This is a genomic window from Paenibacillus sp. LS1, assembly GCF_026013365.1.
Classification (GTDB): Bacteria; Bacillota; Bacilli; order Paenibacillales; family Paenibacillaceae; genus Paenibacillus.
The window spans coordinates 1,532,948-1,555,259 of record NZ_JAPDOE010000001.1; the positions used below are offsets into that span (position 1 = coordinate 1,532,948).

22 protein-coding genes and 1 other annotated feature are annotated in these 22,312 nt (G+C 46.8%); of the genes, 1 reads left to right on the forward strand and 21 read right to left on the reverse strand.

Annotated features, from left to right (window positions below; all coding sequences use genetic code 11):
* Nucleotides 1-15: 15 nt before the first annotated feature.
* The 5 genes from OM416_RS06650 to lspA all read right to left on the reverse strand — a co-directional run bounded on the left by OM416_RS06650 (nucleotide 16) and on the right by lspA (nucleotide 4,576).
* Nucleotides 16-648 (reverse strand): HAD family hydrolase, encoded by a 633-nt coding sequence (locus OM416_RS06650; RefSeq protein WP_264928047.1) that lies wholly within the window; start codon nucleotides 646-648, stop codon nucleotides 16-18.
* A gap of 19 nt (nucleotides 649-667) precedes the next feature.
* Entirely contained in the window at nucleotides 668-1,558 is an 891-nt protein-coding gene (locus OM416_RS06655; RefSeq protein ID WP_264928852.1) for a decaprenyl-phosphate phosphoribosyltransferase, read from the reverse strand.
* A 204-nt stretch (nucleotides 1,559-1,762) separates the two neighbouring features.
* Nucleotides 1,763-3,016, reverse strand: coding sequence for an LL-diaminopimelate aminotransferase (locus tag OM416_RS06660; RefSeq protein ID WP_036674844.1), 1,254 nt, complete (start codon nucleotides 3,014-3,016; stop codon nucleotides 1,763-1,765).
* Between the two features lie 110 nt (nucleotides 3,017-3,126).
* Nucleotides 3,127-4,089, reverse strand: coding sequence for an RluA family pseudouridine synthase (locus OM416_RS06665; RefSeq protein WP_413775747.1), 963 nt, complete (start codon nucleotides 4,087-4,089; stop codon nucleotides 3,127-3,129).
* Nucleotides 4,082-4,576 (reverse strand): signal peptidase II, encoded by a 495-nt coding sequence (gene lspA / locus OM416_RS06670; protein ID WP_062835441.1) that lies wholly within the window; start codon nucleotides 4,574-4,576, stop codon nucleotides 4,082-4,084. Before lspA ends, OM416_RS06665 begins: the two co-directional genes overlap by 8 nt.
* Before the next feature lie 220 nt (nucleotides 4,577-4,796).
* On the opposite strand from lspA, the gene OM416_RS06675 reads away from it, so the two are divergent.
* The gene (locus OM416_RS06675) at nucleotides 4,797-5,534 is read left to right on the forward strand and encodes a TraR/DksA C4-type zinc finger protein (protein WP_145151132.1); all 738 of its coding nucleotides are present in this window, start codon (nucleotides 4,797-4,799) and stop codon (nucleotides 5,532-5,534) included.
* 38 nt (nucleotides 5,535-5,572) lie between these two features.
* Here the strand turns inward: OM416_RS06675 and OM416_RS06680 are convergent, their stop codons facing one another.
* The 16 genes from OM416_RS06680 to murA all read right to left on the reverse strand — a co-directional run bounded on the left by OM416_RS06680 (nucleotide 5,573) and on the right by murA (nucleotide 22,308).
* Entirely contained in the window at nucleotides 5,573-5,929 is a 357-nt protein-coding gene (locus OM416_RS06680) for a DUF5665 domain-containing protein (protein WP_264928048.1), read from the reverse strand.
* Between the two features lie 175 nt (nucleotides 5,930-6,104).
* Entirely contained in the window at nucleotides 6,105-9,203 is a 3,099-nt protein-coding gene (gene ileS / locus OM416_RS06685) for an isoleucine--tRNA ligase (RefSeq protein ID WP_264928049.1), read from the reverse strand.
* A 515-nt stretch (nucleotides 9,204-9,718) separates the two neighbouring features.
* Nucleotides 9,719-10,011: a binding site (T-box leader), on the reverse strand.
* 57 nt (nucleotides 10,012-10,068) lie between these two features.
* On the reverse strand, nucleotides 10,069-10,578 hold the full coding sequence (locus OM416_RS06690; protein ID WP_215077504.1) for a DivIVA domain-containing protein: 510 nt from the start codon (nucleotides 10,576-10,578) through the stop codon (nucleotides 10,069-10,071).
* 147 nt (nucleotides 10,579-10,725) lie between these two features.
* Nucleotides 10,726-11,508, reverse strand: coding sequence for an RNA-binding protein (locus OM416_RS06695; protein ID WP_264928050.1), 783 nt, complete (start codon nucleotides 11,506-11,508; stop codon nucleotides 10,726-10,728).
* 15 nt (nucleotides 11,509-11,523) lie between these two features.
* Entirely contained in the window at nucleotides 11,524-11,793 is a 270-nt protein-coding gene (locus tag OM416_RS06700) for a YggT family protein (protein ID WP_260632824.1), read from the reverse strand.
* 7 nt (nucleotides 11,794-11,800) lie between these two features.
* Complete coding sequence (locus OM416_RS06705) at nucleotides 11,801-12,268, reverse strand: cell division protein SepF (protein ID WP_062835447.1); 468 nt, start codon at nucleotides 12,266-12,268, stop codon at nucleotides 11,801-11,803.
* Nucleotides 12,259-12,960 (reverse strand): YggS family pyridoxal phosphate-dependent enzyme, encoded by a 702-nt coding sequence (locus OM416_RS06710; RefSeq protein ID WP_169481610.1) that lies wholly within the window; start codon nucleotides 12,958-12,960, stop codon nucleotides 12,259-12,261. Before OM416_RS06710 ends, OM416_RS06705 begins: the two co-directional genes overlap by 10 nt.
* 6 nt (nucleotides 12,961-12,966) lie before the next feature.
* Nucleotides 12,967-13,866 carry a peptidoglycan editing factor PgeF gene (pgeF, locus tag OM416_RS06715; RefSeq protein WP_264928051.1) on the reverse strand — a complete coding sequence of 300 codons (900 nt, stop codon included), beginning with the start codon at nucleotides 13,864-13,866 and terminating at the stop codon, nucleotides 12,967-12,969.
* A gap of 51 nt (nucleotides 13,867-13,917) precedes the next feature.
* Nucleotides 13,918-14,310: a YlmC/YmxH family sporulation protein gene (locus OM416_RS06720; protein ID WP_062835450.1), complete on the reverse strand. Its 393-nt coding sequence runs from the start codon at nucleotides 14,308-14,310 to the stop codon at nucleotides 13,918-13,920.
* 173 nt (nucleotides 14,311-14,483) lie between these two features.
* Complete coding sequence (gene sigG / locus OM416_RS06725) at nucleotides 14,484-15,266, reverse strand: RNA polymerase sporulation sigma factor SigG (protein WP_017687309.1); 783 nt, start codon at nucleotides 15,264-15,266, stop codon at nucleotides 14,484-14,486.
* Between the two features lie 111 nt (nucleotides 15,267-15,377).
* Nucleotides 15,378-16,100 carry an RNA polymerase sporulation sigma factor SigE gene (gene sigE / locus OM416_RS06730; RefSeq protein ID WP_017687308.1) on the reverse strand — a complete coding sequence of 241 codons (723 nt, stop codon included), beginning with the start codon at nucleotides 16,098-16,100 and terminating at the stop codon, nucleotides 15,378-15,380.
* Between the two features lie 11 nt (nucleotides 16,101-16,111).
* Nucleotides 16,112-17,092 (reverse strand): sigma-E processing peptidase SpoIIGA, encoded by a 981-nt coding sequence (gene spoIIGA, locus OM416_RS06735; RefSeq protein ID WP_264928858.1) that lies wholly within the window; start codon nucleotides 17,090-17,092, stop codon nucleotides 16,112-16,114.
* 263 nt (nucleotides 17,093-17,355) lie between these two features.
* Complete coding sequence (gene ftsZ / locus OM416_RS06740; RefSeq protein ID WP_017687306.1) at nucleotides 17,356-18,471, reverse strand: cell division protein FtsZ; 1,116 nt, start codon at nucleotides 18,469-18,471, stop codon at nucleotides 17,356-17,358.
* 150 nt (nucleotides 18,472-18,621) lie between these two features.
* Nucleotides 18,622-19,905 (reverse strand): cell division protein FtsA, encoded by a 1,284-nt coding sequence (gene ftsA / locus OM416_RS06745; protein WP_076211532.1) that lies wholly within the window; start codon nucleotides 19,903-19,905, stop codon nucleotides 18,622-18,624.
* 293 nt (nucleotides 19,906-20,198) lie between these two features.
* The gene (locus OM416_RS06750) at nucleotides 20,199-20,966 is read right to left on the reverse strand and encodes a cell division protein FtsQ/DivIB (protein WP_264928056.1); all 768 of its coding nucleotides are present in this window, start codon (nucleotides 20,964-20,966) and stop codon (nucleotides 20,199-20,201) included.
* A 58-nt stretch (nucleotides 20,967-21,024) separates the two neighbouring features.
* A complete protein-coding gene (gene murA / locus OM416_RS06755; RefSeq protein WP_264928057.1) occupies nucleotides 21,025-22,308 on the reverse strand; it encodes a UDP-N-acetylglucosamine 1-carboxyvinyltransferase in 1,284 nt (427 codons plus the stop codon).
* Between the last annotated feature and the right edge of the window lie 4 nt (nucleotides 22,309-22,312).

Below are 22,312 nucleotides of genomic sequence, written 5' to 3' on the forward strand. Positions count from 1 at the left end.
CCGTATGACGCGACTTTATTTCCCCCACGTTAATGCCTCCATGTCCGGAACACGCTTGTTAATAAAGTATCGTTGACTTACTAGCTGCATGACTGGAAGGTCGGATAAGGAGTCCGAGTAGGAACATGATTGATCATAATCAATGACCATATTTTTCTCACTCAGATAAGCCTGAATTCGGCGTACCTTCTCTTCCCCTTTGCAATTGCTGCCATCAATTCTACACGTGTATCCATTCGCATGACGGACCAGATCGGTCCCGATCACATGATCCACCCAGGGAAAGTTTTTAAAGTATTTCATATAGGCATGCGGAGACGCAGTAACCAGCAAGACGTGGTAGCCTGCTTCCTTGCGATGTTGCATCTCTACACTGGCCTCGGCAAAAATGGACGTACGCAAGCGGGTATCAAAGAAATGTTCCAGATCTTTTTCAGACATACGCTCAATTTCTTGAAAGTAAGAACGTTTAACTCGTTCAACCGTCATGAATCCCGCTTTGAATAACACCGTATGTAATGCAATGACAGGCAATCTCCATACCTGCCACGGGTAACGTCGAACACCATAATGCACAAATTGAAACATCGAATCACTGCGTATAATCGTTTTATCAATATCAAAAATCGCGACTTTCGTGCTTTTCACCCTGATCCCCCTCAGCCTTTTATTCAAAGATAGCAAAGATTGTAATAACACTTATCACATACAACATAACCGTAATTAATATGGGCTTGTCCTCAAACAACACACGATCTGGTGAGCCGCCCTGATTCTTCATATGGATCAGATACAGGTAACGGAACATGCCGTAAATGACCAATGGAATCGTCCACATCAAATGGATGGACCGATCTGATGTGAATGTGAACAGGGAGTAACTGATAATGGTAGCTGTCGTCACAATCGTATTGAATTGATCCAGTAGCGTTATAGAATAGTTATCCAAAACTTTACGATGTGATCCCGTGTTTCCTTCAAGCAATGTAAGTTCATTTCTCCGTTTGCCAATGGCCAGAAACAACGACAACAACATCGTACAGATCAAAAACCACGGTGTGAATGGCACATGGATTAGTACACCGCCTGCAATGGCGCGAAGTACGAAGCCGGCAGCAATGGTCATCATATCCAGGATAACGAGATGTTTCAGCACAAATGAATACGATACATTCAACAGGAAATAGACGACACACAATACGCCGAATAGCGGGTTCATCACAAAAGCCGTTCCTACGGAAAGGGTCAACAGAATGATACCGAACAACAAAGCATGAGTCGGATTCACCTGCCCTGAAGCAATGGGACGAGACTTTTTCACCGGATGCTGCCGATCCCTGTCCCGGTCTACATAGTCATTCAAGATATAAACACAGCCTGCAACGAAGCTAAATAGAATAAAACCAAACAACGTCGCAAGAATGGTTTCGGTCCGAATCTCCTCAAAGGAGAAAAGTAGCGCAGCAAATAACAGCAGATTTTTAGTCCACTGTTTGGGTCTTAACAATCTGATTAATCCTGACACTGTACTGCCTGTTCCTGTAGCCGGTGTGGACACCGTACTTGTTCGTGATGATAACAATTGTAATAACTCCCTTCAACAACAACTTCTGTATATAACAATTAACGTAAAGATCTAATCATATGTTGCTTGTATAATTTTGTAAAGGGAGTAAATGAAAAATATCTAATATGAGCATAAAAAAAGAGACCGTTTCCGGTCTCTTCGTTAGTACGTGATTTAAGCTATAGGGTAATGCGATTAAAATTCGAATTGCACGTCGCTCAGACGACGTTTAATCTCAGCGATAACACGTTTTTCTTCCTCTTCACCCTTAGCTTCAAAGGTAACTGAGAAACGAACAAAGTTACCCGCATCATCCCAAGGTACAGACGAGATCAGTTTCTCACGAATCAGGAATTGGGAGAAATCTTCGCCTGATTCGAAGCGACGTCCGCCAACCACACCTTTTGGTGCTTCAACATAGAGGAAGAATGAACCTTTAGGTTTTTCAGCCTGGAAGCCCAGTTCGTTCAGTGCGGCAACGAGCATGTCGTGACGACGGGAATATTTCTCTGCAATTTTTTCCGTGATCTCAGGGTGATTCAATCCATAAGCAGCTGCCTTCTGAATCGCGATGAACTGACCGGAGTCATTGTTGTCCTTCACGTCGCTGAATGCTTTGACTACAAGCGGGTTACCCGCTACAAAACCAATTCTCCAACCCGTCATGTTGTAAGACTTGGACAGAGAGTGCAGCTCTACGCCGACATCCTTCGCACCAGGTACCGACAGGAAGCTGAACGGTTTTTTGCCATCGTACGTCAATGCTGCGTATGGTGCATCATGGACAACGACTACATTGTATTTTTTCGCCCACTCCACCACTTCAGTGAAGAACTCCACTGTCGCACTTGCGCCAGTTGGATTATTCGGATAGTTCAGGTAGAGTAACTTCGCACGTTTTGCGATGTCTTCCGGAATAGCCGTCAAATCAGGCAAGAAGTTGTTCTCCTTCGTCAACTGAATGTTGAAGACTTCTCCGCCCAGATACTTTGTATGTGTACCCATAACCGGGTAACCTGGAACAGTCATGATGGTCACATCACCTGGATTGATGAAGCATGAAGGCATCATCGCCAAAGCCGGTTTTGAACCAATGGAGTGCACGATTTCGGTATCTGCATCGATACCTTCTACGTTGAATACGTTTTTCAGGTAGGAAGCAGCAGCAGCCTTGAATTCAGGAATACCGTTATCGGCATAACCACGGTTCTCAGGTCTGGAAGCTTCTTCTGCAAGTGCAGCTACAATACCTGCATCAGCCATCTCGTCTGGTTCACCTACACCAAGGTCGATCAGTTCCACATCGGGAAAATCTTTTTTGGCCGAAGCTTTGGCACGTTTGATTTTCTCGAATTTATAAATGTTCGTGTCTTTACCATAGTTGGAGCCACCGATACGGTCGGCAAAATTAGTCTGAATGTAAGTTTCTTGATATTTATCGATACTCATAACGTTGTTCATCTCCTCATTTGACGCAAATTTCTACACTTTAATATGAAGCATTTGCGTGATCAAAGCCATGGACAAAGTATCCGAACATTTGTACTTTCTTGGAGCTGTTAACGACTGCGTAGCGAAGCAAGCACGTCTTCCATATCCTGCGGAATCGGAGCTGAAAATTCAAGGTATTCTCCCGTTGTTGGATGCACAAATCCAAGAATGGCCGCATGAAGAGCCTGTCCTTGCATTTTGATGCCTTTATTCCGTCCATAAGTTGGATCTCCTACAAGCGGGTGACCGATAAATTTCATGTGAACCCGGATCTGGTGGGTACGTCCTGTCTCCAGTTTCAATTCCAGCAAGGTATAGTCATTGATGCGCTCTGAAACGGTAAAATGCGTAACGGCATGTTTACTGTTGCGTTCCGTGACTGTATACATTTTGCGGTCATTGGTATCGCGTCCAATCGGTGCATCAACGGTCCCTTGATCATGGTTAAGATGACCATGAACGAGCGCGATATACCGTCTGTTCACCGTATGGTCCTTCAACTGAGCAGCCAATGAGGCATGCGCACGATCGTTCTTGGCAGCCATAATTAGGCCCGAAGTATCCTTATCGATGCGATGCACAATACCTGGGCGCAACTCTCCATTGATACCCGAAAGGTCTTTGCAGTGGTACATGAGCGCATTGACGAGTGTGCCAGACGTATGTCCTGGTGCAGGATGCACGACAAGGCCACGCTGTTTATTGATTACGATCAAATCGCTATCTTCATATACCACTTCCAGCGGAATATCTTCGGCAATGATCTCGACGGCAGCCGGTTCAGGAATCTGTAGTTCAATCAGGTCATTTTCGGATAACTTGGCATTGGCTTTGACGACAGCACCATTTACCGTAACCATCCCGTCTCCGATCCACAATTGAACTTGGGAGCGAGACACGTTATCCACAGCTTCCGTGATATATTTGTCAATTCGTTCTTTCTTATGTTCAGCGGCAACGGTCCATTCCATACGCTCATTGCCATTCATTAGTTCTTCGTCGTTGATCTGTTCCTCATTCGGATTACTCATGATGTTCATTCCCTTCAATCTTCGCGGCTGCTTTTTCACGCCGTCCTTCAAGCAACGTCTCCACAATGATCAACGCTACACCGATGCAGATTGCCGAGTCGGCGATGTTGAAAATGGGGAACGTGTAACTTCCGAAATTAAGCTGTACAAAATCCACAACTTCTCCGGTCAATGCCCGGTCAAGGAAGTTGCCAATTGCTCCACCGAGCACCAAGCTAAGCGCCACAGGCAGCAATTTGTGCGGGGTATCTTTTACCTTTTGCAAATACCAAATCAAGGCAACGACCACAATCACCGTAACCACAATAAAGAACCAACGCTGGTCTTGCAGAATGCCAAAAGCTGCACCTGAGTTACGATGTGATGTGATGACAAAGAAATTGCCGATAACCGGAATTTCTTCTCTGAGTTCCATCCGGGTTGCAATCAGGAACTTGGTTCCCTGATCCAATAGAAATACGATAAAAGCGAGGATATAATACACCACGTTTGTTTGTCACTCCGTTCTTGTCTTTTCCAAACGATACCAGGCTTACGCCAGACTTGTTTATTGTAGCACAGCTGTTTGGAAATCGTCCACGACGCGCTACATCGCAATCCTCATGGCAAAAACGATAACATTTCCCTTCTGTAATCTAGCCCTTAATGGCACATCCTACAATAGAGTTAAAATCCGGATTCCAGACGAAAGCAGAAAGGGGAAAAACATGTCACATTTTACTGCTAAACAACTGCAATTTTTACGTTCCCAACTGATAAGCGATAAGCGCGATATTGAACATAGACTGTCGGAGAACGAACATTATGGCCTTGGAGACTCCCTCAAGCTACAGACAGGTGAATTATCACCGATTGATAACCATCCTGGTGACATCGCCACCGAGGTGTATGAACGTGAGAAGGATATTTCCCTGCTGGAACACGATGAATTCCAGTTGGAACGTATCGATTCTGCACTGCACTCCATCGAAGAAGGGCATTATGGTACATGTGCAGTCTGCCAGCAACCCATCCCTTATGAACGCATGGAAGCTGTTCCCTACACGAAATATTGCAAAAAACACCAGCCAGAAACCGTCGTCTCTGAAAATCGCCCTGTAGAGGAAGAATTCCTTGCCCCGGCATTTGGCCGAACGAGTCTGGATGAACGGGATGACCAAAATGGCTTCGATGGTGAGGACACCTGGCAGATCGTTGAGAGCTGGGGTACATCGAACTCACCAGCGATGGCTGAAGGACGTGATATTGACAGCTATGACGTTATGGCCATTGAAGCCACAGATGAAGTGGAAGGTTGCGTTGAAGCGTACGAAAGCTTTGTAGCAACGGATATCTACGGTCATGACGTCTCCATCGTGCGTAATCGACAATATCGCCAGTACCTGGAAAACCGTGAAGGCGATGGTCTGTTAGAACCGGATATGGAGACGGATGACACGTATTAATTGCATTTTGATATCATTTGCTTTTTCCGCTTAATCGCTTAGTAGGTGTTCATATCTAGCTGACGCTGCACAATGCGCACAATATCAGCGATGTAGTCTCCAACAATAGGAAGATTGAGCGCCCCAAGCAGCTGTAAAACATAAATGATCGTTGCTGCGAAAAAGGTAAACCCAATTGCGATCCCCACACCTCTTGCGGCTCCAGACAACAGGTTCAATCCAATCAGTTTCCATGGCCTGTTCAGCAATTCCGTGTATTGCGCAATCCGGGAACGTTCCAGTTCATTAGCCAGACGATTAGTCAGGGTATGTAACTCTTCGATTTTGTCATGTGAATTCAGATCATCTGATGTTGATGGTGAAGTGGATGCGGATTGCTTGTCTTGTTTGCTCATGTTTTGGTCAGTTCCTTTAATCAATATAGATTGACTGCACTATAAAATCATTGCCCTTTTGCCTGAAAAACAAACGAGCCCAGATACAGGGAATATGTCCCTGCCTCTGCGGCTCGTTAGTTTATACTCTATATTTCTCTATATTCTGTAAATATCGAATGTTACATACTTCGAATTACGCTTCGATGTAAATACCGATCGATTTGCCTCCGGCTTCAACACGTTCCATGGACTCATTCGAGCCAAATGTAACTTCGGTTACGAGAACATTTTCACGCAACACATCATCAAACGCCTGAATAGCTTCCTGAAGGGATGCATCTACATCCAGCGTCAAACGTACTCTTTTCTCAATCGGCAAGTCCAGTCGTTTCCGGGTATCCTGCACAGCACGAACCACTTCACGGACCCAGCCTTCCTGTTCCAATGCTGGCGTGATTTCGGTATTGAGCGCAACCGTCAGACCGTAACCTGATGCTGAAGCAAAACCTGACTTGGCCTGTTTATCAACCAATAATTCTTCACTCGTCACTTGCAGCTCTTCGCCTTCAGGAGAAACGATGTTCAGCACACCCTCCGAAACCACTTTACGCGTCTCATCGGCCGACATTCCCTTGAAGAAGTTTTGCAGGAATCCTACGTTTTTGCCGTACTTCTTACCTGCAACTTTCAGGTTCAGCTTCAATGTAAAGTCAACGAATTCCGCATCATTATGCTCCGTACGGATCCCTTTTACATTGATCTCTTCTTTGATGATCTCTTCATAACTTGCCAGGTCAAAGCCTTTATCCAGGGAAACAATCAATTCGGACAGTGGCTGACGTGTCTTGATGCCTGTTTCGTTACGAACGTTACGGGCAAGTTCAACCACGCGGCGAGCCGTCTCCATATCCTGTTCCAGTCCTGCATCAATCAGCGCTTCATTCGCTACCGGATAGTCTTCCATGTGCACACTCTCACCTGTTGCAAGGTTGAGATAGATATCTTCTGCCAGCATCGGTGTGAACGGAGCAACCAACTTCGCAGTAGTCACCAGTACCTCAGTCAATGTACGGTAAGCGTCCAGTTTATCCTCTGTCAGGCCACTTCCCCAGAACCGGTCACGGGAACGACGGATATACCAGTTACTCAACTCATCGACAAAGGCTTCAATCGCTTTGGAAGAGTTCAGATAGTCGTTAACCAACAGCGCTTTTTCCACAACCAGAATCAGACTGTTCAGTCTCGACAGAATCCAGCGATCCAGCTTGTGTGCGGACAGTTGGAACGGGTGCTCCTGTGGATCAAATCCATCAATGGTGGCGTAAAGTGTCAGGAATGCATGGGTGTTGACCAGCGTATCCACCATTTTGGATTTGGCTTCGCCTACGATACCTTTGGAGAAACGTTTGCTGTTCCACGGTGCACTGTCAGACAACAAAGCCCAGCGGAATGCATCAGTACCGTATTCTTCAATTACTTCCCAAGGATCGATAACGTTACCTTTGGATTTGGACATTTTCTGTCCGTTTTCGTCGAGAACGTGACCTGTAGCCATAACCGCTTTGTAAGGCGCTTTGCCTGTCAAAAGGGTGGAAACCGCCAGCAAGCTGTAGAACCAGCCACGTGTCTGGTCAATCCCCTCACAGATCATATCTGCAGGATATTGCTGTTCAAATACTTCTTTATTTTCAAACGGATAGTGTTGCTGGGCAAACGGCATGGAGCCGCTGTCGAACCAGACATCGATTACTTCCGGTGTACGTTTCATTTCATATTTGCCACAAGAGCTGATGACTTTAACGTCATCCACATATGGTTTATGCAATTCAAGATTCTCAGGCACGTCGCCTACCGCACGAGCACGCAATTCAGCAATGCTGTGTGGAGCAAATTGTTCGCCAGTCTCCTCACACACCCAAATGTTCAGCGGTGTTCCCCAATAACGATCACGGCTGATGTTCCAATCCACCAGATCCTCAAGGAATTTCCCGAATCGACCTTCACGAACATGACCCGGGTACCAATCCACTTCACTATTGTTGGCAATCAATTGGTCCTTGATGGCTGTCGTTTGGATAAACCAGCTGTCCATTGCATAGTACAGAAGCGGTGTATCACAACGCCAGCAGAATGGATAGCTGTGCTCATATTTTTCTTTGCTGAACAACCGTCCATGCTCGGACAGATATCTCACGATATCAATGTCACAATCCTTCACGAAACGTCCGGCAAAGTCAGTAACCTCAGCGACAAATTTACCTTCCAGGTCCACCATGTTCACAAAGCTGATACCATTCTCACGGCATACACGGTAGTCATCTTCACCATGGGCAGGAGCCATGTGTACGATACCCGTACCACTTGCATCCGTTACAAAGCCTGCGCCCAGGATGATGTTCGCTTTCTCAGCCTGTACGTAGTTGAACGGAGGATCATACGTTTTGCCAACCAGATCGGCACCTTTCAGTGCACCGATGATCTCATACTCACCCTTGGTATCTTTCATCACTTTCTCAACCAGATTGGTTGCCATGATGTACACTTCATCACCTTGACGAACACGGGAGTAGTCCATATCCGGATTCACGGCAAGTGCAACGTGTGAAGGCAGTGTCCAAGGTGTTGTCGTCCAAGCCAGTACAAATTCTCCGCTGTCATTCAGTTTGAATTTCGCTGTAGCACTCAGGTCTTTGACGTCTTTGTACCCTTGTGCAACTTCATGGGAACTCAGTGTTGTCTGGCAAGATGGACAATACGGGCTCACACGGTGACCACGATACAGCAATCCTTTCTCGTGGATCGTCGCCAGGATGTTCCATACACTCTCGATGTAGTTGTTATCAAGGGTGATGTATGGGTTATCCATATCCGTCCAATATCCGATGCCTTCTGTCAGGTCACGCCATTGTTGCTCGTACTCGAATACGCTCGCTTTACATTCGTTAATGAATTTCTCCACGCCGTAATCTTCGATTTCCCACTTGTGGGAGATGCCGAGCTTCTTCTGCACACCCAGTTCTACAGGCAGACCATGTGTATCCCAGCCCGCTTTACGAACGACGCGGTAACCCTTCATCGTGTTATACCGTCCAACGAAATCCTTGATTACGCGTCCAAGTACGTGACCGATATGCGGTTTTCCGTTCGCTGTAGGCGGCCCTTCATAAAATACGAAGTTTGGCTTGCCCTCCCGGTTTTCGATGGATCTTTTGAATGTATTCTCCGTTTTCCATTTATCCAACACGCGTAATTCTCTGGCGCGTGCTTTCTCTTTGACGTCAACTCGTTGCATGATGATCAACTTTCCTTTCTTTGGTTAGATTGTGGACCGTCCACAAAAAGCGTTTCAATCCCCCTAAATCCCCCTTGCCAAGGGGGACCCCATAGGCGCTCCGCCCTCTGGACACCCGGGATGGGTTGTCGGTGGGGGATCGGTTGCGCTTATGGGCGAGGGCTGGATGTGCGTAGTGGCGGCCATTTTGCGGCTGTTCCCTGCGTGAACGCCGCCTGGCCTTACCGCGAGGCGGGTGTTGCCGGGTGCTTCGCTTTCCCGGCGGGCGGCTCTCTCCTTGAGGTCCCATCGGCCCTCATGAACGTTCGCCTTGGCGAAACTCGTGTGCCGGGTGCTTCGCTTTCCCGGCGTGTGGCTCTCTCCCTGAGGCACCTTCGGACCTCATGGACGTTCGCCTTAGCGAAAAACCCGTGTTGCCGGGTGCTACGCTCCCCCGGCGGGTGGCTCTCTCCTTGAGGTCCCTGCGGGCCTCATGGACGTTCGCCTTTTTTGGACACAAAAAAGCCCCATCCCTGGAAAGGGACGAGGCTATACTCGCGTTACCACCCTAATTCTGTTCATCACAAACCACATCCAAGCAAGCCTGGGTATGCTCTGTCATCAACAGCGCTTATGCCCCGCTATACTACCGCAGGGTGCCGTTATAACGTACGGCTTACGGTTCGGCTTACACACGGCAATCAAGTATACCGCTTCAGCGTCACTTCTCCGGGGAGATATTCGGCTATAACTCATCCATTGGTTTGCACCAACCACCAACTCTCTGAGGGATGAGATCATAACGTACTGAACCCGTCATAGAATCACTATTCATTATGAATATAGTTATAGCCTCTTTGCAGACAAAAGTCAACCAGGCGACAGACTAATAAATTTCTTTCATCTCCCGCTCACGGTCACGCACTTCCTGCTCCCGGCTCTCCAGCACTTCCCAACCATCCTGAGTCAACAGTTCAAGCTGCGCTTCAACAAGCGTGCGGAAACGGGCACGATAAATCGAGGCCTGCTTTTTCAGTTCTTCCACTTCCAAAGCAATTTTACGTGATTTGCCTAACGATTCGTTCACGATCCGGTCTGCATTTTTCTCTGCTTCCTTCACGATCAACTGTGCTTCTTTCTTCGCATTACTCTTCACATCATCAGCAGCTTCCTGCGCAATGATGATCGTTTTGCTAAGTGTTTCTTCAATCGTGGAAAAATGATCCAGCTTTTCCTGAACGGACAGCAACTGATTGCTCAGCTCTTTGTTCTCGCGAATGACGCCTTCGTAATCTTTGATGACTTGATCCAGGAATTCATTGACTTCATCCTCGTCATACCCGCGCAAACGTCGGGAAAATTCCTTGTTGTGTATGTCCAGCGGCGTTAATGGCATGCTGTCCACCTCCTGTAAAAGTTCCTTCCCGTCCAGAGAAGGTTTGCAGCATAAAACTTTGACTTAATGTATATCGGATACACCGCGTAATTTTTACACCTTTATGATAAACATTTCGACAAGAAAGCCAATTTTCCTGCAACAGACTCAGGCAAATTTGCCGATTTTCACTCGACAGCGCCCTTTTTTTGTCATGCCGTCCTGTTCAATAACCTTGAAACGACCAAACCCCTGAATGGATACGACATCCCCCGCTTTTAGGGATTTGGAGGGATCTTCCTCAACCTTCCAGTTCACACGGCAGCGCCCGGCCTTGATCGGCACCAGCACTTTGCTGCGACTAAGCCGATACACATCTGCACAGATTCCATCCAGACGAAGCGAAGCGACCGTAATGTCCATCGTCTCCAGTTTGTTCTCTGACCATTGCATCTGATCCAAAGGAAGTAACTCCGTGAACACATGTAACCGATGCACCTGATTCAGTTGAAGCGATAAAAAAGCGCCGGTTTCCGCCGCCACCACCGTATGGCAACCGTCCTCCAGCACTTGGATATCCCCGATCTTTCCACGTTTCATCCCAAGCCCGAGCAGGGAACCCATATAGTCCCCATGCTCCAGCTCCGAGATTTTCTGATCATCAGACGTGATACTGAGCACCTGCATACCCATATCCTCATCATCCAGATACATGTAATCAGGCGCAACCAGCGCACGCTTGCGCTCAGCAGTCTCGTAACCACCATCCAGACGAATCTGAACGTCATTACGACGATTGGCAAGAGTTTGTAAAATAAAAACCTGTCTTGGATCAAGAAAGTCAGTTAGCTTCATGTCATGATATCTACCTGCACGCTCAACCCAATCCGAAGCCTTATCTACGAAATCCCGCTCATCATGGCTAAAATGTTCGTAAATTTCACCGCTCATCTATGTCACCCTACCCTAATATACAAAATACCGAAGTATGGAGATCAGCCCATTAAGCGCGAGTTGCAGAACGATCAGCGCCACAATCGGGGAAATATCCAGCACACCGAACAAAGGGGGGATAAATCGACGGAATGGTCTTAGATATGGTTCCACTAATTTGCCCAGCCATTCACCGATGAAGCTTTCCCGCGCATTGGGAAGCCAAGACATCAATATGTAGACAATGACCATGTAAAAGTAAATCTGGTATAACGTGTACAACACGCTTTCAATCTGATACAAAAGTGGCTCACCTCATTCTGTTATAATCTTGCTCGCTGTCAGCCAGTATTTCCGTAATTGAGCCCTGAATTTCAACCGTATCTGGCGTGCAGAGAAAAATGTTTCCGCCGATTTTGGAAATACCGCCACCCAATGCGTATACCGTGCCACTCAAAAAATCAATAACGCGCAGCGCTTGGTCCTGACGTATTCGTTGCAAGTTCACCACAACGGTACGATGCGAACGCAGATGGTCGGCAATCTCCTGAGCCTCGTCGTAAGAACGCGGTTCATACAGGACAACTTTAACATTTTTCTGGGAATGAATGCTCACCACATTATTCCCCCTTTGGTTTCTACGTTTATCGAGACTGGAAGTTTCAGCTTCCTGCTGTTCAGGTTCATTTTCCTCCTGCGCAGCCATACGTTCACGTTCCACAATCTCTTCCTCTTCCTGAAGTCCGAGAAAATTCATAAATTTATTCATTACGCCCATCGTGAACCCTCCTCTTTTCCTACGAGAATCGATCCCAGTCGTACCCAGGTTGCACCTTCTTCAATGGCCACTTCAAAATCATTGGACATCCCCATCGACAGTTCAGTCAACGGTTCTGCTGTAAGGGCTTGTCCATTTAATTGATCTCTCAGCTCACGCAATCCACGAAATACGGGACGCGTCAGCTCCGGATTTTCCTCATGAGGTGCCATGGTCATCAGGCCGACGACCTTGAGATTGTTGAATGAACGAATATCACGCAAAAATGAACTTGCCTGTTCAGGTTGTAAGCCATATTTGCTCTCTTCACCCGAAATATTCACCTGCAAAAACGTTTCCACTTGGATGCCAAGTGAAGCTGCTTTCTTATCCAACTCCTTTGCCAATGACAAACGATCCAGTGAATGTATGTAACGAAACTTGCCAATTACGTCTTTCACCTTGTTCGTCTGCAAATGACCGATAAAATGCCAGGTACCCTGTTGACCAAACGCTTCCCATTTGGCCTGTGCATCCTGCCACCGGTTTTCTCCAATATGCTCAAGACCATGATTCAGCACCGATCCCGTTGTTTCAAGTGAGACATACTTCGTGACCGCAATCACATTCACATCATCACGTTGACGGTTACTGCGCCGGCATGCATCCTCGATCTTCTGATTCACCTGTTGTATACGCTCCTCCAAAGACACAGAGGGTCACCTCTCTTCCAGCCCAATCCAGCTCGCCATCCGTCCTGTAACACCATTTTCCTTCCGGTAGGAGAAAAAGAGTTCGGGATGACAACTTGTACACCATGTTGTACATTCGATATGATCCGGCATTATTCCTGCTTTCATCATAATGTGTCGATTACATTCTTTCAAGTTTAACATCGTTTTGCCGTTATTGACGGGTCGATAAGCTTGTTTAGAAGCAGAATCCTCGTATTTATCATTAACCGGGGAATCATCAAACCAAACCCGTACATGCTGCATAACCGCCTCATCCACTTCATAACAGCAATCCCCAATGGACGGACCGATGGCAGCCCGAATATCCTGTCTACGGCTTCCATACTCCCGCTCCATCGTCTCCACCATGGATACGGCGATACCCGCGACTGTACCTTTCCAGCCAGCATGAGCAAGACCTACAGCCTGCTGCACAGGGTCATAGAAATAAAGCGGAACACAGTCGGCATAGAAAGAAGTCAGCAGCACCCCAGGCACATTCGTGACCAATCCATCTGTATCCTGCAACGCAGATTGACGATCAAATAATCCCCTGCTCCGATCTTCAGCGGTAATTACAGCTACATGTTTGCCATGTACCTGCTCTCCACAGGTCCATGCTTCTGCTGCAAATCCAAGCTTCTGGGTTACAAGCCTGCGGTTGTTAAGTACATCTTTAGGATCATCCCCCACGTGATAAGCACAATTGAGCGTAGCATAGGGAACATTTCCGACTCCACCATGTCTTGTGGTAAACCCGACCGTCAACTTTTCAAACTGCTGTCTCCAAGGCTCAACATATAATAATAACGGGTCAGAACCGAAATCTGAGTTAGGATTCTCTGTCCGTTCACGTAATTCCTTATTCAATACAAAGGGTTCCATTCTCTCACCTCACCACTTCCAGTGTACCAAATGAGCCACATTCTGTCTCATTTATATCGTTCGACGCTGATTACGTTCCGAACGCTCAAGGCGTTCCACACGTTCTGTGCGGTTATGTTGCTGTTCATCATACAGACGCGCTTCCCGATCACGCTCGTCATACGTGTTTTCCTTAACCTCATCCATCTTCACGAGAATCACATCAGAACCAATCTTCACAATATTCCTCCAAGGAATGACCAGGTCCGTTCCCCCGCCAAAGAGGCCCATAAAACGGCTGTACCCTGGCACAACAATCGCTTCAATTCTTCCCTGTTTCAGGTCCAGCTCCAAGTCACTGATCTGACCCAGACGTTTACCATCCGTAATGTTAATGACATCCTTTGTCTGAAAGTCCGAGATTTTCATGCCTCGTGCCGCTACTTCGCTCGTATTTACTTTCATTCATTTCCGCCCCCTGTTATTCCTCTTCTGCCCGTTCCTCATGCTTCTATACAATATATGTTTCAGGGGCGAAAAATGTCCTGTTTTTCATCGAATGTGGAAAGGTCCAAAACAAAAAGACGACCAACGGTATACACTGCCCCGATTGATCGTCCTCCTGCCTTTGCATCAAGTTACGACTTTACATGTTTTTGCATCTGCTGTATCGCTGATTTCTCCAGACGTGATACCTGAGCCTGGGAAATGCCAATCTCATCAGCTACCTCCATCTGGGTTTTCCCTTCGAAAAACCGCATCGACAGAATCATTTTTTCCCGCTGACCAAGACGATGCATCGCTTCGCGGAGCGCAATTTCCTCAATCCACGACACATCCTTGTTTCTGTCATCACTGATCTGATCCATAACATAGATCGGATCTCCACCATCATGATAGATCGGTTCGAAGAGCGAGACCGGGTCCTGAATGGCGTCCAATGCAAAAACAACATCTTCCTTCGGCACATTCAGTACTTCCGCAATTTCGAATATCGTCGGTTCCCGAGAGTTTTTATTCGTCAGGCTGTCACGCACCTGAAGTGCTTTGTAAGCAATGTCCCTCAAGGAGCGAGATACCCGAATCGGGTTATTATCACGCAGGTATCGACGGATTTCACCGATAATCATCGGCACCGCGTAGGTTGAAAATTTGACATTCTGGGATAAATCAAAATTATCAATGGCTTTCATCAGGCCGATGCAACCAACCTGGAACAGATCATCGACAAACTCCCCCCGATTGTTAAAACGCTGAATGACACTGAGTACCAGACGCAGGTTGCCATTCACTAATTTCTCTCTTGCTGAGCGATCATGGTGTTGCTGAAGGGAATGAAACAATTCCCGCATTTCAGTGTTGGTGAGGACAGGCAATTTTGCGGTGTCCACGCCACAAATCTCGACTTTGTTTCGGGTCATCGTGATTTACCTCCCAAGGAGAAACATTAATGTACATTATCTCCGGGGCAGGCTTTTTTATTCGTACTTGGCATCCTTGCCAGTAATAACCATTCTGACCAACAATGTATTTCAGACCATTTTATTGAACTCCTTGCGGAGTCTTTTAATGATTCTTTTTTCCAGTCGAGAGATGTAGGATTGGGAGATTCCAAGTAGATCCGCTACATCTTTTTGAGTCTTTTCTTCCCCATCCGTCAAGCCAAAACGAAGCTCCATAATCATTCGCTCGCGTTCCGTTAATTTTTCCAGTGCCTTGTGCAAAAGCTTCCGGTCTACCTGCTCTTCAATATTCCGATAGATTGTATCGTTTTCTGTACCCAATACATCGGATAATAATAGTTCATTTCCATCCCAATCAATGTTAAGGGGTTCATCAAAAGAAACTTCAGTTCGGATCTTACTATTGCGCCGCAGGTACATCAAAATTTCATTTTCGATACAACGCGAAGCATAGGTTGCCAGTTTGATTTTCTTTTCGGGGTCGAATGTATTAACTGCCTTAATCAGCCCGATGGCTCCAATGGAGACCAAATCCTCAATATTGATTCCTGTATTTTCAAATTTACGTGCAATGTATACCACCAGACGCAGGTTGCGCTCAATGAGCATCGCGCGAATGGCGGAGTCTCCCGAGGATAATTTTTGCAGCAAAAATTCTTCCTCTTCCCGTGTCAATGGCGGCGGAAGTGCCTCGCTTCCCCCAATGTAATAAATCTCTTCACTCTTGAGTCCCAACAAAAATAACAGACGGTAATATTGCAGCTGCGCCACCAGTTTCCATTTCACAAGCATGTACGTTCCTCCTATACCACATTCAGCGGCTTTTCTGTTGCTCCCGCAGAGAGAGCCGTAGACTGCGCAGAAGCAGCGTCTTGCACAAGTTCAGGATGAATCACGGCCTGGTATTTCCCATCCGACGACAAAACACCTCCATCCAGCCCGATTAATACCCTTGTCGTCTCATAACATGTTTCCTCCATCGTTACCTTCACCCGGTCCGGCTTCATCGCCAGCATAAACGCAGTCCCTTTGTTAATGCCCCGATAGGGCACAAGCCGCAATCGATCCTGCCACTGAAAACTTTCCTGATCAAGCTCCATAATAAGGTTGTCCGGCGCCTCGTCCTTGAGTCTGCCCTTCCACGAAGCCGGCAGCATGTCTTGCCATAACGAAACCTCCATCACCATGACCGGCATACGCGATAAGGGATCTGTGAGTTGATTGCCCGTATCCAGAAGGCCTGTACAAGAAATGACTACCTCATCGATGCAGACCTCAACTTTACCCAAATAGGTCGTCATGCGATCCGTTTTCTGTTTCGAGCTCTGCACAGCTTTGAATAATAACAGGACAGCAAAAAATACAATAAACGTGAACCAGAAGGCAATCTTCAGATCAAATGACATCCCGCCAGAAGCCGTGAACCAAATGCCGTTAAACAGCTCTCCGGAGCTCTGAAGCATGTAATGCACACCCAGAATACCTCCGGCAGCGACAAAATTAATCACATAGAAGGTACCGAGCGTCCTCGCAAAAGCCTGCAGACCCTTAAAACCAAAAGCAATAATAAGCATGACCAGCGAGAATCCGAACTTGATCAAAAAGGTGAACATAAAATCAAACTCCGGTACAAACATCATGACCACGTATAATGCGCCCACAATGGCTGATAGCAACCATCTCCACCAGACCAGCTTTGTTTTGCGCATCCAGGCGGTCAGTCCAATGAGTGCACCGTCAATACACAGGTTTGTCAAAAAAATAAGATCCACATACACAACCAAACTCTTCACCTACCTGCAACCAACATATCGAAATACCCGTATACCGGTATCCTGATATTCATGAGCATATTCACAAGTATACGGAGCCCCCTGTTCAAAGTCTGTCTAATCATGGGGGTGTGTTTCCAACTTTTTTTGTCGGAATTGCTCAAACCGGTTGTTCAGAATTTGTTCAATGCTGTATGCTATGATATCTAAAAAAAACAGAAAAAACCCGGTCGCTCCATCTGGAGCACCGGGTTTTCAATAAATCGATATGCGTATTAATCGTTGTTATTATTGCGTGAACGATTGCGTAAAAATGTCGGAATGTCCAGCTGATCATTGCTTGGCTGATTTCCGAAAGGACGCAGGTTCGGCGAACGCGTATCCGTCGTCTCCGCTGTTGCCGGAGCTGGCTTACGTCCTGGTGGTGGTGGAGCAGGTTTATCTTCAAAACCAGTTGCAATAACCGTAACCTTAATCTCCTCTTTCAGGTCTTCGTCAATGATGGCACCAAAGATCATATTCACTTCCGGGTCGGAAGCAGACGTTACGATCTCTGCCGCTTCGTTCACTTCATACAGGGACAGATTAACGCCACCCGTAATGTTCATGATTACCCCGCGAGCACCTTCAATAGAAGTTTCAAGCAAAGGACTCATAATGGCTTTCCGTGCTGCTTCTGCGGCACGATTCTCACCAGTTGATTCACCAATTCCCATAAGGGCAGAACCACGTTCATGCATAATCGTTTTGACGTCAGCAAAGTCAAGGTTGATCAGACCCGGTACAGCGATCAAATCAGAGATACCTTGTACAGCTTGACGAAGTACGTTATCCGCTTGACGGAATGCTTCAAGCATAGGAGTCTTTTTGTCTACGATCTCGAGCAAACGATCATTAGGAATCACGATCAGTGTGTCGACTTTTTCTTTGAGAGCTTCAATACCTTGCTCTGCATGGCTGGAACGCTTGCGTCCTTCAAATGTAAATGGACGAGTTACGACACCAACGGTAAGTGCACCACACTCTTTAGCGATTTCGGCAATAACCGGAGCCGCACCTGTACCTGTACCGCCGCCCATACCGGCTGTAACAAATACCATATCTGCACCTTTCAACGTGTTCATGATCAGATCGCGGGACTCTTCCGCTGCTTTTTTACCTACATCCGGGTTGGCGCCAGCGCCAAGACCACGAGTCAATTTATCACCGATTTGCAATTTATGCTCGGATTTCGCCAGGTGTAACGCCTGAGCATCCGTATTCACCGTAATAAATTCAACACCTTGTACACCATTTTCAATCATACGGTTGACTGCATTGCTTCCGCCGCCGCCTACACCGATGACTTTAATTTGAGCCAAGCTCTCCATCTCGAAATCAAATTCCAACATATTATTCCATCTCCCCCTCAATGTGCATGGATGGCCCGTCCAATTTTTGATTTGAACCGAATCAATTTCATATATCGACGAACGAAAGCGTTTATTTTAGTACCGGCGCATTCAGACGGCTTCAAGAATGTATGAAATGGATCCAACCTGTTATATAAATTCACTGAACATATTCTTCAGCCGTTCGAACAGACCGGGTTTTTGCTCCGATTCCTGTGCCGCATTCGGCTTCGGACGGTTGGTCGGTTTCTTGTTGTTATTATTATTGTTGTTATTTCCACCGCCGTTATTGATCGAGGGACGAATGCGCAAACTGCGAATTACACTGTGCAATATGCCGACTCCACTTGTGAAACCAGGGTCACGCACACCAATATAATCCGGAACTGCAACTCGTACCGAAGCAGCAAGCTCATGCTGAGCGACCTGCAGAACCCCCGGCATAGAGACCGTACCTCCCGTTAGTATATAACCTCCAGGAAGCTCGTTGTAACCAAGACGTTTCACTTCTTGAGAGATCATCTGGAATATTTCCTGAACCCGAGGTTCAATAATAGCCGCCAGATCCTCCTGTGAAAACTCCTTGTCTACATTACTGCCGATTCGGGTTACTTTGAACATAACATCCGCAGCAGCATCATCCAACCAGGCGCAGCCATATTTCAGTTTCACTTTCTCCGCTTGATCCGTTAACGTGCGTAGGCCATAGGCGATATCATTCGTTACAAACTCCCCGCCAATCGGCAACGTTGATGTTGCGACAAGACTGTCTTCTTCAAAAATGGCGATGGTTGTTGCACCTGCTCCAATATCAACAAGCACGGAACCCATCGTTTTTTCATCTTTGGACAAAGCCAGTTGACCCGCTCCAAGCGACATGAGAACCAGATCGCTTACTTTCAGACCCGCTTTTTCCACGCAGCGCAAAAGATTATGTATCGCGGTTTTTGCACCCGTAATGATCGTTGCTTCAACTTCCAGACGAACACCAATCATACCACGGGGGTCCTGTATGCCCTCCAAGCCATCTACAACATATTGCTTGGCGACAACATCAATAATTTCCCGTTCCGGCGGAACTGCAATGACTTCGGCTGCTTTCAACACCCGCTCCATGTCTTCTTCTCCGATTTCACGATCCTCGTTAGACACAGCCACGACGCCGTGACTGCTCATCAGTCCGATATGATTTCCCGAGATTCCAACATACACTTCGGATATTTGAATACCCACCATACGTTCTGCATGATCCACTGCGTTGCGGATCGACTGCACCGTCTGATCGATATCTACGATTACACCTTTGCGAATTCCCTCCGAGTCGGCAGATCCAACTCCTATAATATTAAAGGTTCCATTATTCATTTCCCCAATAATAGCGCGAATTTTGGATGTACCGATGTCCAAACTAACAATGATGTCATTGTTGCTCAAGTCTGTGGCACCTCCTGACTCCAATAGTAAAATACGTTCGGATTTAAACACTCTTAAAACATATTCAACACACTTCAGGCTTTCCCTCTTTTTTCTACAATGTTTTTGGGTGTCAAAATCTGGTTGCGAGACATAAAACCTTGAAGAAAAAAGAAGGAGGCAACTCATGTGCCATAAGTTCAAGTGTATCATTTTTTCTTCATCTCAGAAAGAACAAGTTTCATTGCTCTGGCGGGGCCAAACCCCGACCCGCCTAGGCTTTCATATTCAGTTCAGCCTCATGATGGCAAAGATCAGGGTGTTGCTCCCGGTTCAGCATCATCTTCCGGGTCATTCGGGATGAAAGGGACATAGGTATCTGCTTCAAGCATGGTGATTTTCCCCGGCCGTTCAGTCTCAATCACCTGATTCAGATACTCTACTTTATCCGATAAAAGAGAAACGGTTGTAATCACTTCAAACTGTGATTTGGTATACATCCGAATCTGATCTGGAAAAGAAGGCGTTGGATTCGGAATAATTTCCGAAATATCCGTCGTCAATTCGTTCGGGATTTTAGCCAGCGTCTCGCTCAGCTTGGCTTTGAGCGGATCATCCGCCTTCCATTGGGTCAAGATCGGCTTCTCTACAGCAACACCAATCGTTGCGGGCACCGTCAAGCTTGTCCCACTAGCCAGTATGGCTTTTAGCGTGCCGTCAGAACCCAGTTCATACGCAACCGTGGGATATTCCTGAACTTTGATATGAATAATTCCAGGGAATTGTTTGTCCACAGTAACGGTTGAAATCGCCTTAATGGTCTTGATCCGCTCGATAACCTCGGCAGTACTTGTCCCAAAAAATTGATCGCCTTCTCTCAGACCGCTTTTCTCCAGCAGTTCTGAAGTCGCTGTGTATACATTACCCGTAATTTCAACTGCCGAAATCCGACTCATGGAAGACCGAAAGAATAATACTGCGAGTAATACAATAAATAGTAATAACAGAATAATTACAATTTTGCGGCTGGTGTTTCCTTTTGGCCGATTCTTCTTCAGAACCGGAATTTGACTTTTAGGCATAAGTAGCGCTCCACAAAGCCTTAGGTCCCCTCCCTTCAAGAAGGGGACGCCAAGGACGTTAATTGGCAAAATCCAACTCTTTCGAAACGGGTGACTGTCGCTCAACCGATGCTCCAAGACTCTGGAATAACTTCTCGATCTGATCGTATCCCCGGTCAATATGATGCACTTGCTCCACAACCGTTTTACCTTGAGCAGCCAGACCTGCAATAACCAGAGCTGCACCTGCACGAAGATCGGTTGCCTCTACTGTAGCCCCGTATAGACGGGGAACACCACGGATAAATGCTGCGTTCAGATCGACTGAAATATCAGCCCCCATCACATTCAGCTCATCCACATGTTTGAACCGGCCCTCGAATACCGTTTCCTTCATCACACTGAATCCGTCTGCCAGACTGAGCAGCACCATGATTTGCGATTGCAGATCTGTCGGAAACGAAGGATACGGAGAAGTCACAATACGGTCTACTGATTTTGGACGGCTCATACAGCTCACCGTCATTATATCATTGCAGACTGTGATTTGAACACCAGTGCGCTTCAACACATGTATAAGTGAAGTAAGGTGAGCAGGATTGCAATGTGTAAGCGTAACATTGCCTCGCGTTGCTGCGGCTGCGATCATCACTGTTCCAGCAACGATTCGATCCGGTATAATCTCATACGAACAAGGCTTCAGTTTCTCAACGCCAGTAATCGTAATCGTATCCGTTCCTGCACCAATGATGCTTGCACCCATAGCATTCAGGAAGTGCTGCAGATCCTGTATTTCAGGTTCTCTTGCCGCGTTGCAAATGGTTGTCGTGCCTTTAGCCATAACGGCTGCCATCATGATATTCTCGGTTGCTCCCACACTCGGGAAATCCAAATGAATATCTGTACCTACCAGATTCTTCCCATGACAGATAATCTGTTGGTCCTGCTCTTCAATCAATGCTCCGAGCGCTTCCAGGCCCCGGAGGTGAAGATCAATTTTGCGTTCTCCAATGGCACAGCCTCCTGGCTGGTACACTGACACTTGCCCAAACTTAGCCAGTAATGGTCCCATCAAAAAAATGGAAGAACGCATCTGCTTCATTAGATCTTCTGGCACATCATATGACCGGATAGACGAGGTATTAATCGTCACTGTTCCCTGTTCATGCCGACACGTGCATCCAAGCCGTTCCAGGATATACAGCATCACTTCAATGTCCAGCAAGTGTGGAACGTTATGCAGTGTAACTTCTCCATCTGCCAACAAACTTGCGGCCATAATCGGTAAAGCGGCATTTTTTGCTCCATGGATGCGTATGGATCCTGAGAGGGGTTTCCCGCCTTCAATCACCAATTTGTCCAATGTA

Coding starts and splice junctions, on each gene's coding strand:
- OM416_RS06675 (WP_145151132.1), top strand. CDS start 4,797: ATGTCACATTTTACTGCTAAACAACTGCAATTTTTACGTTCCCAACTG.
- OM416_RS06720 (WP_062835450.1), bottom strand. CDS start 14,310: ATGAAAGTAAATACGAGCGAAGTAGCGGCACGAGGCATGAAAATCTCG.
- OM416_RS06750 (WP_264928056.1), bottom strand. CDS start 20,966: ATGCCTAAAAGTCAAATTCCGGTTCTGAAGAAGAATCGGCCAAAAGGA.
- OM416_RS06705 (WP_062835447.1), bottom strand. CDS start 12,268: ATGGGCGTAATGAATAAATTTATGAATTTTCTCGGACTTCAGGAAGAG.
- sigE (WP_017687308.1), bottom strand. CDS start 16,100: ATGCTTGTGAAATGGAAACTGGTGGCGCAGCTGCAATATTACCGTCTG.
- OM416_RS06660 (WP_036674844.1), bottom strand. CDS start 3,016: ATGAGTATCGATAAATATCAAGAAACTTACATTCAGACTAATTTTGCC.
- OM416_RS06680 (WP_264928048.1), bottom strand. CDS start 5,929: ATGAGCAAACAAGACAAGCAATCCGCATCCACTTCACCATCAACATCA.
- ileS (WP_264928049.1), bottom strand. CDS start 9,203: ATGCAACGAGTTGACGTCAAAGAGAAAGCACGCGCCAGAGAATTACGC.
- OM416_RS06695 (WP_264928050.1), bottom strand. CDS start 11,508: ATGAGCGGTGAAATTTACGAACATTTTAGCCATGATGAGCGGGATTTC.
- pgeF (WP_264928051.1), bottom strand. CDS start 13,866: ATGGAACCCTTTGTATTGAATAAGGAATTACGTGAACGGACAGAGAAT.
- sigG (WP_017687309.1), bottom strand. CDS start 15,266: ATGACCCGAAACAAAGTCGAGATTTGTGGCGTGGACACCGCAAAATTG.
- OM416_RS06690 (WP_215077504.1), bottom strand. CDS start 10,578: ATGCCATTAACGCCGCTGGACATACACAACAAGGAATTTTCCCGACGT.
- OM416_RS06665 (WP_413775747.1), bottom strand. CDS start 4,089: ATGAGTAATCCGAATGAGGAACAGATCAACGACGAAGAACTAATGAAT.
- ftsZ (WP_017687306.1), bottom strand. CDS start 18,471: ATGTTGGAATTTGATTTCGAGATGGAGAGCTTGGCTCAAATTAAAGTC.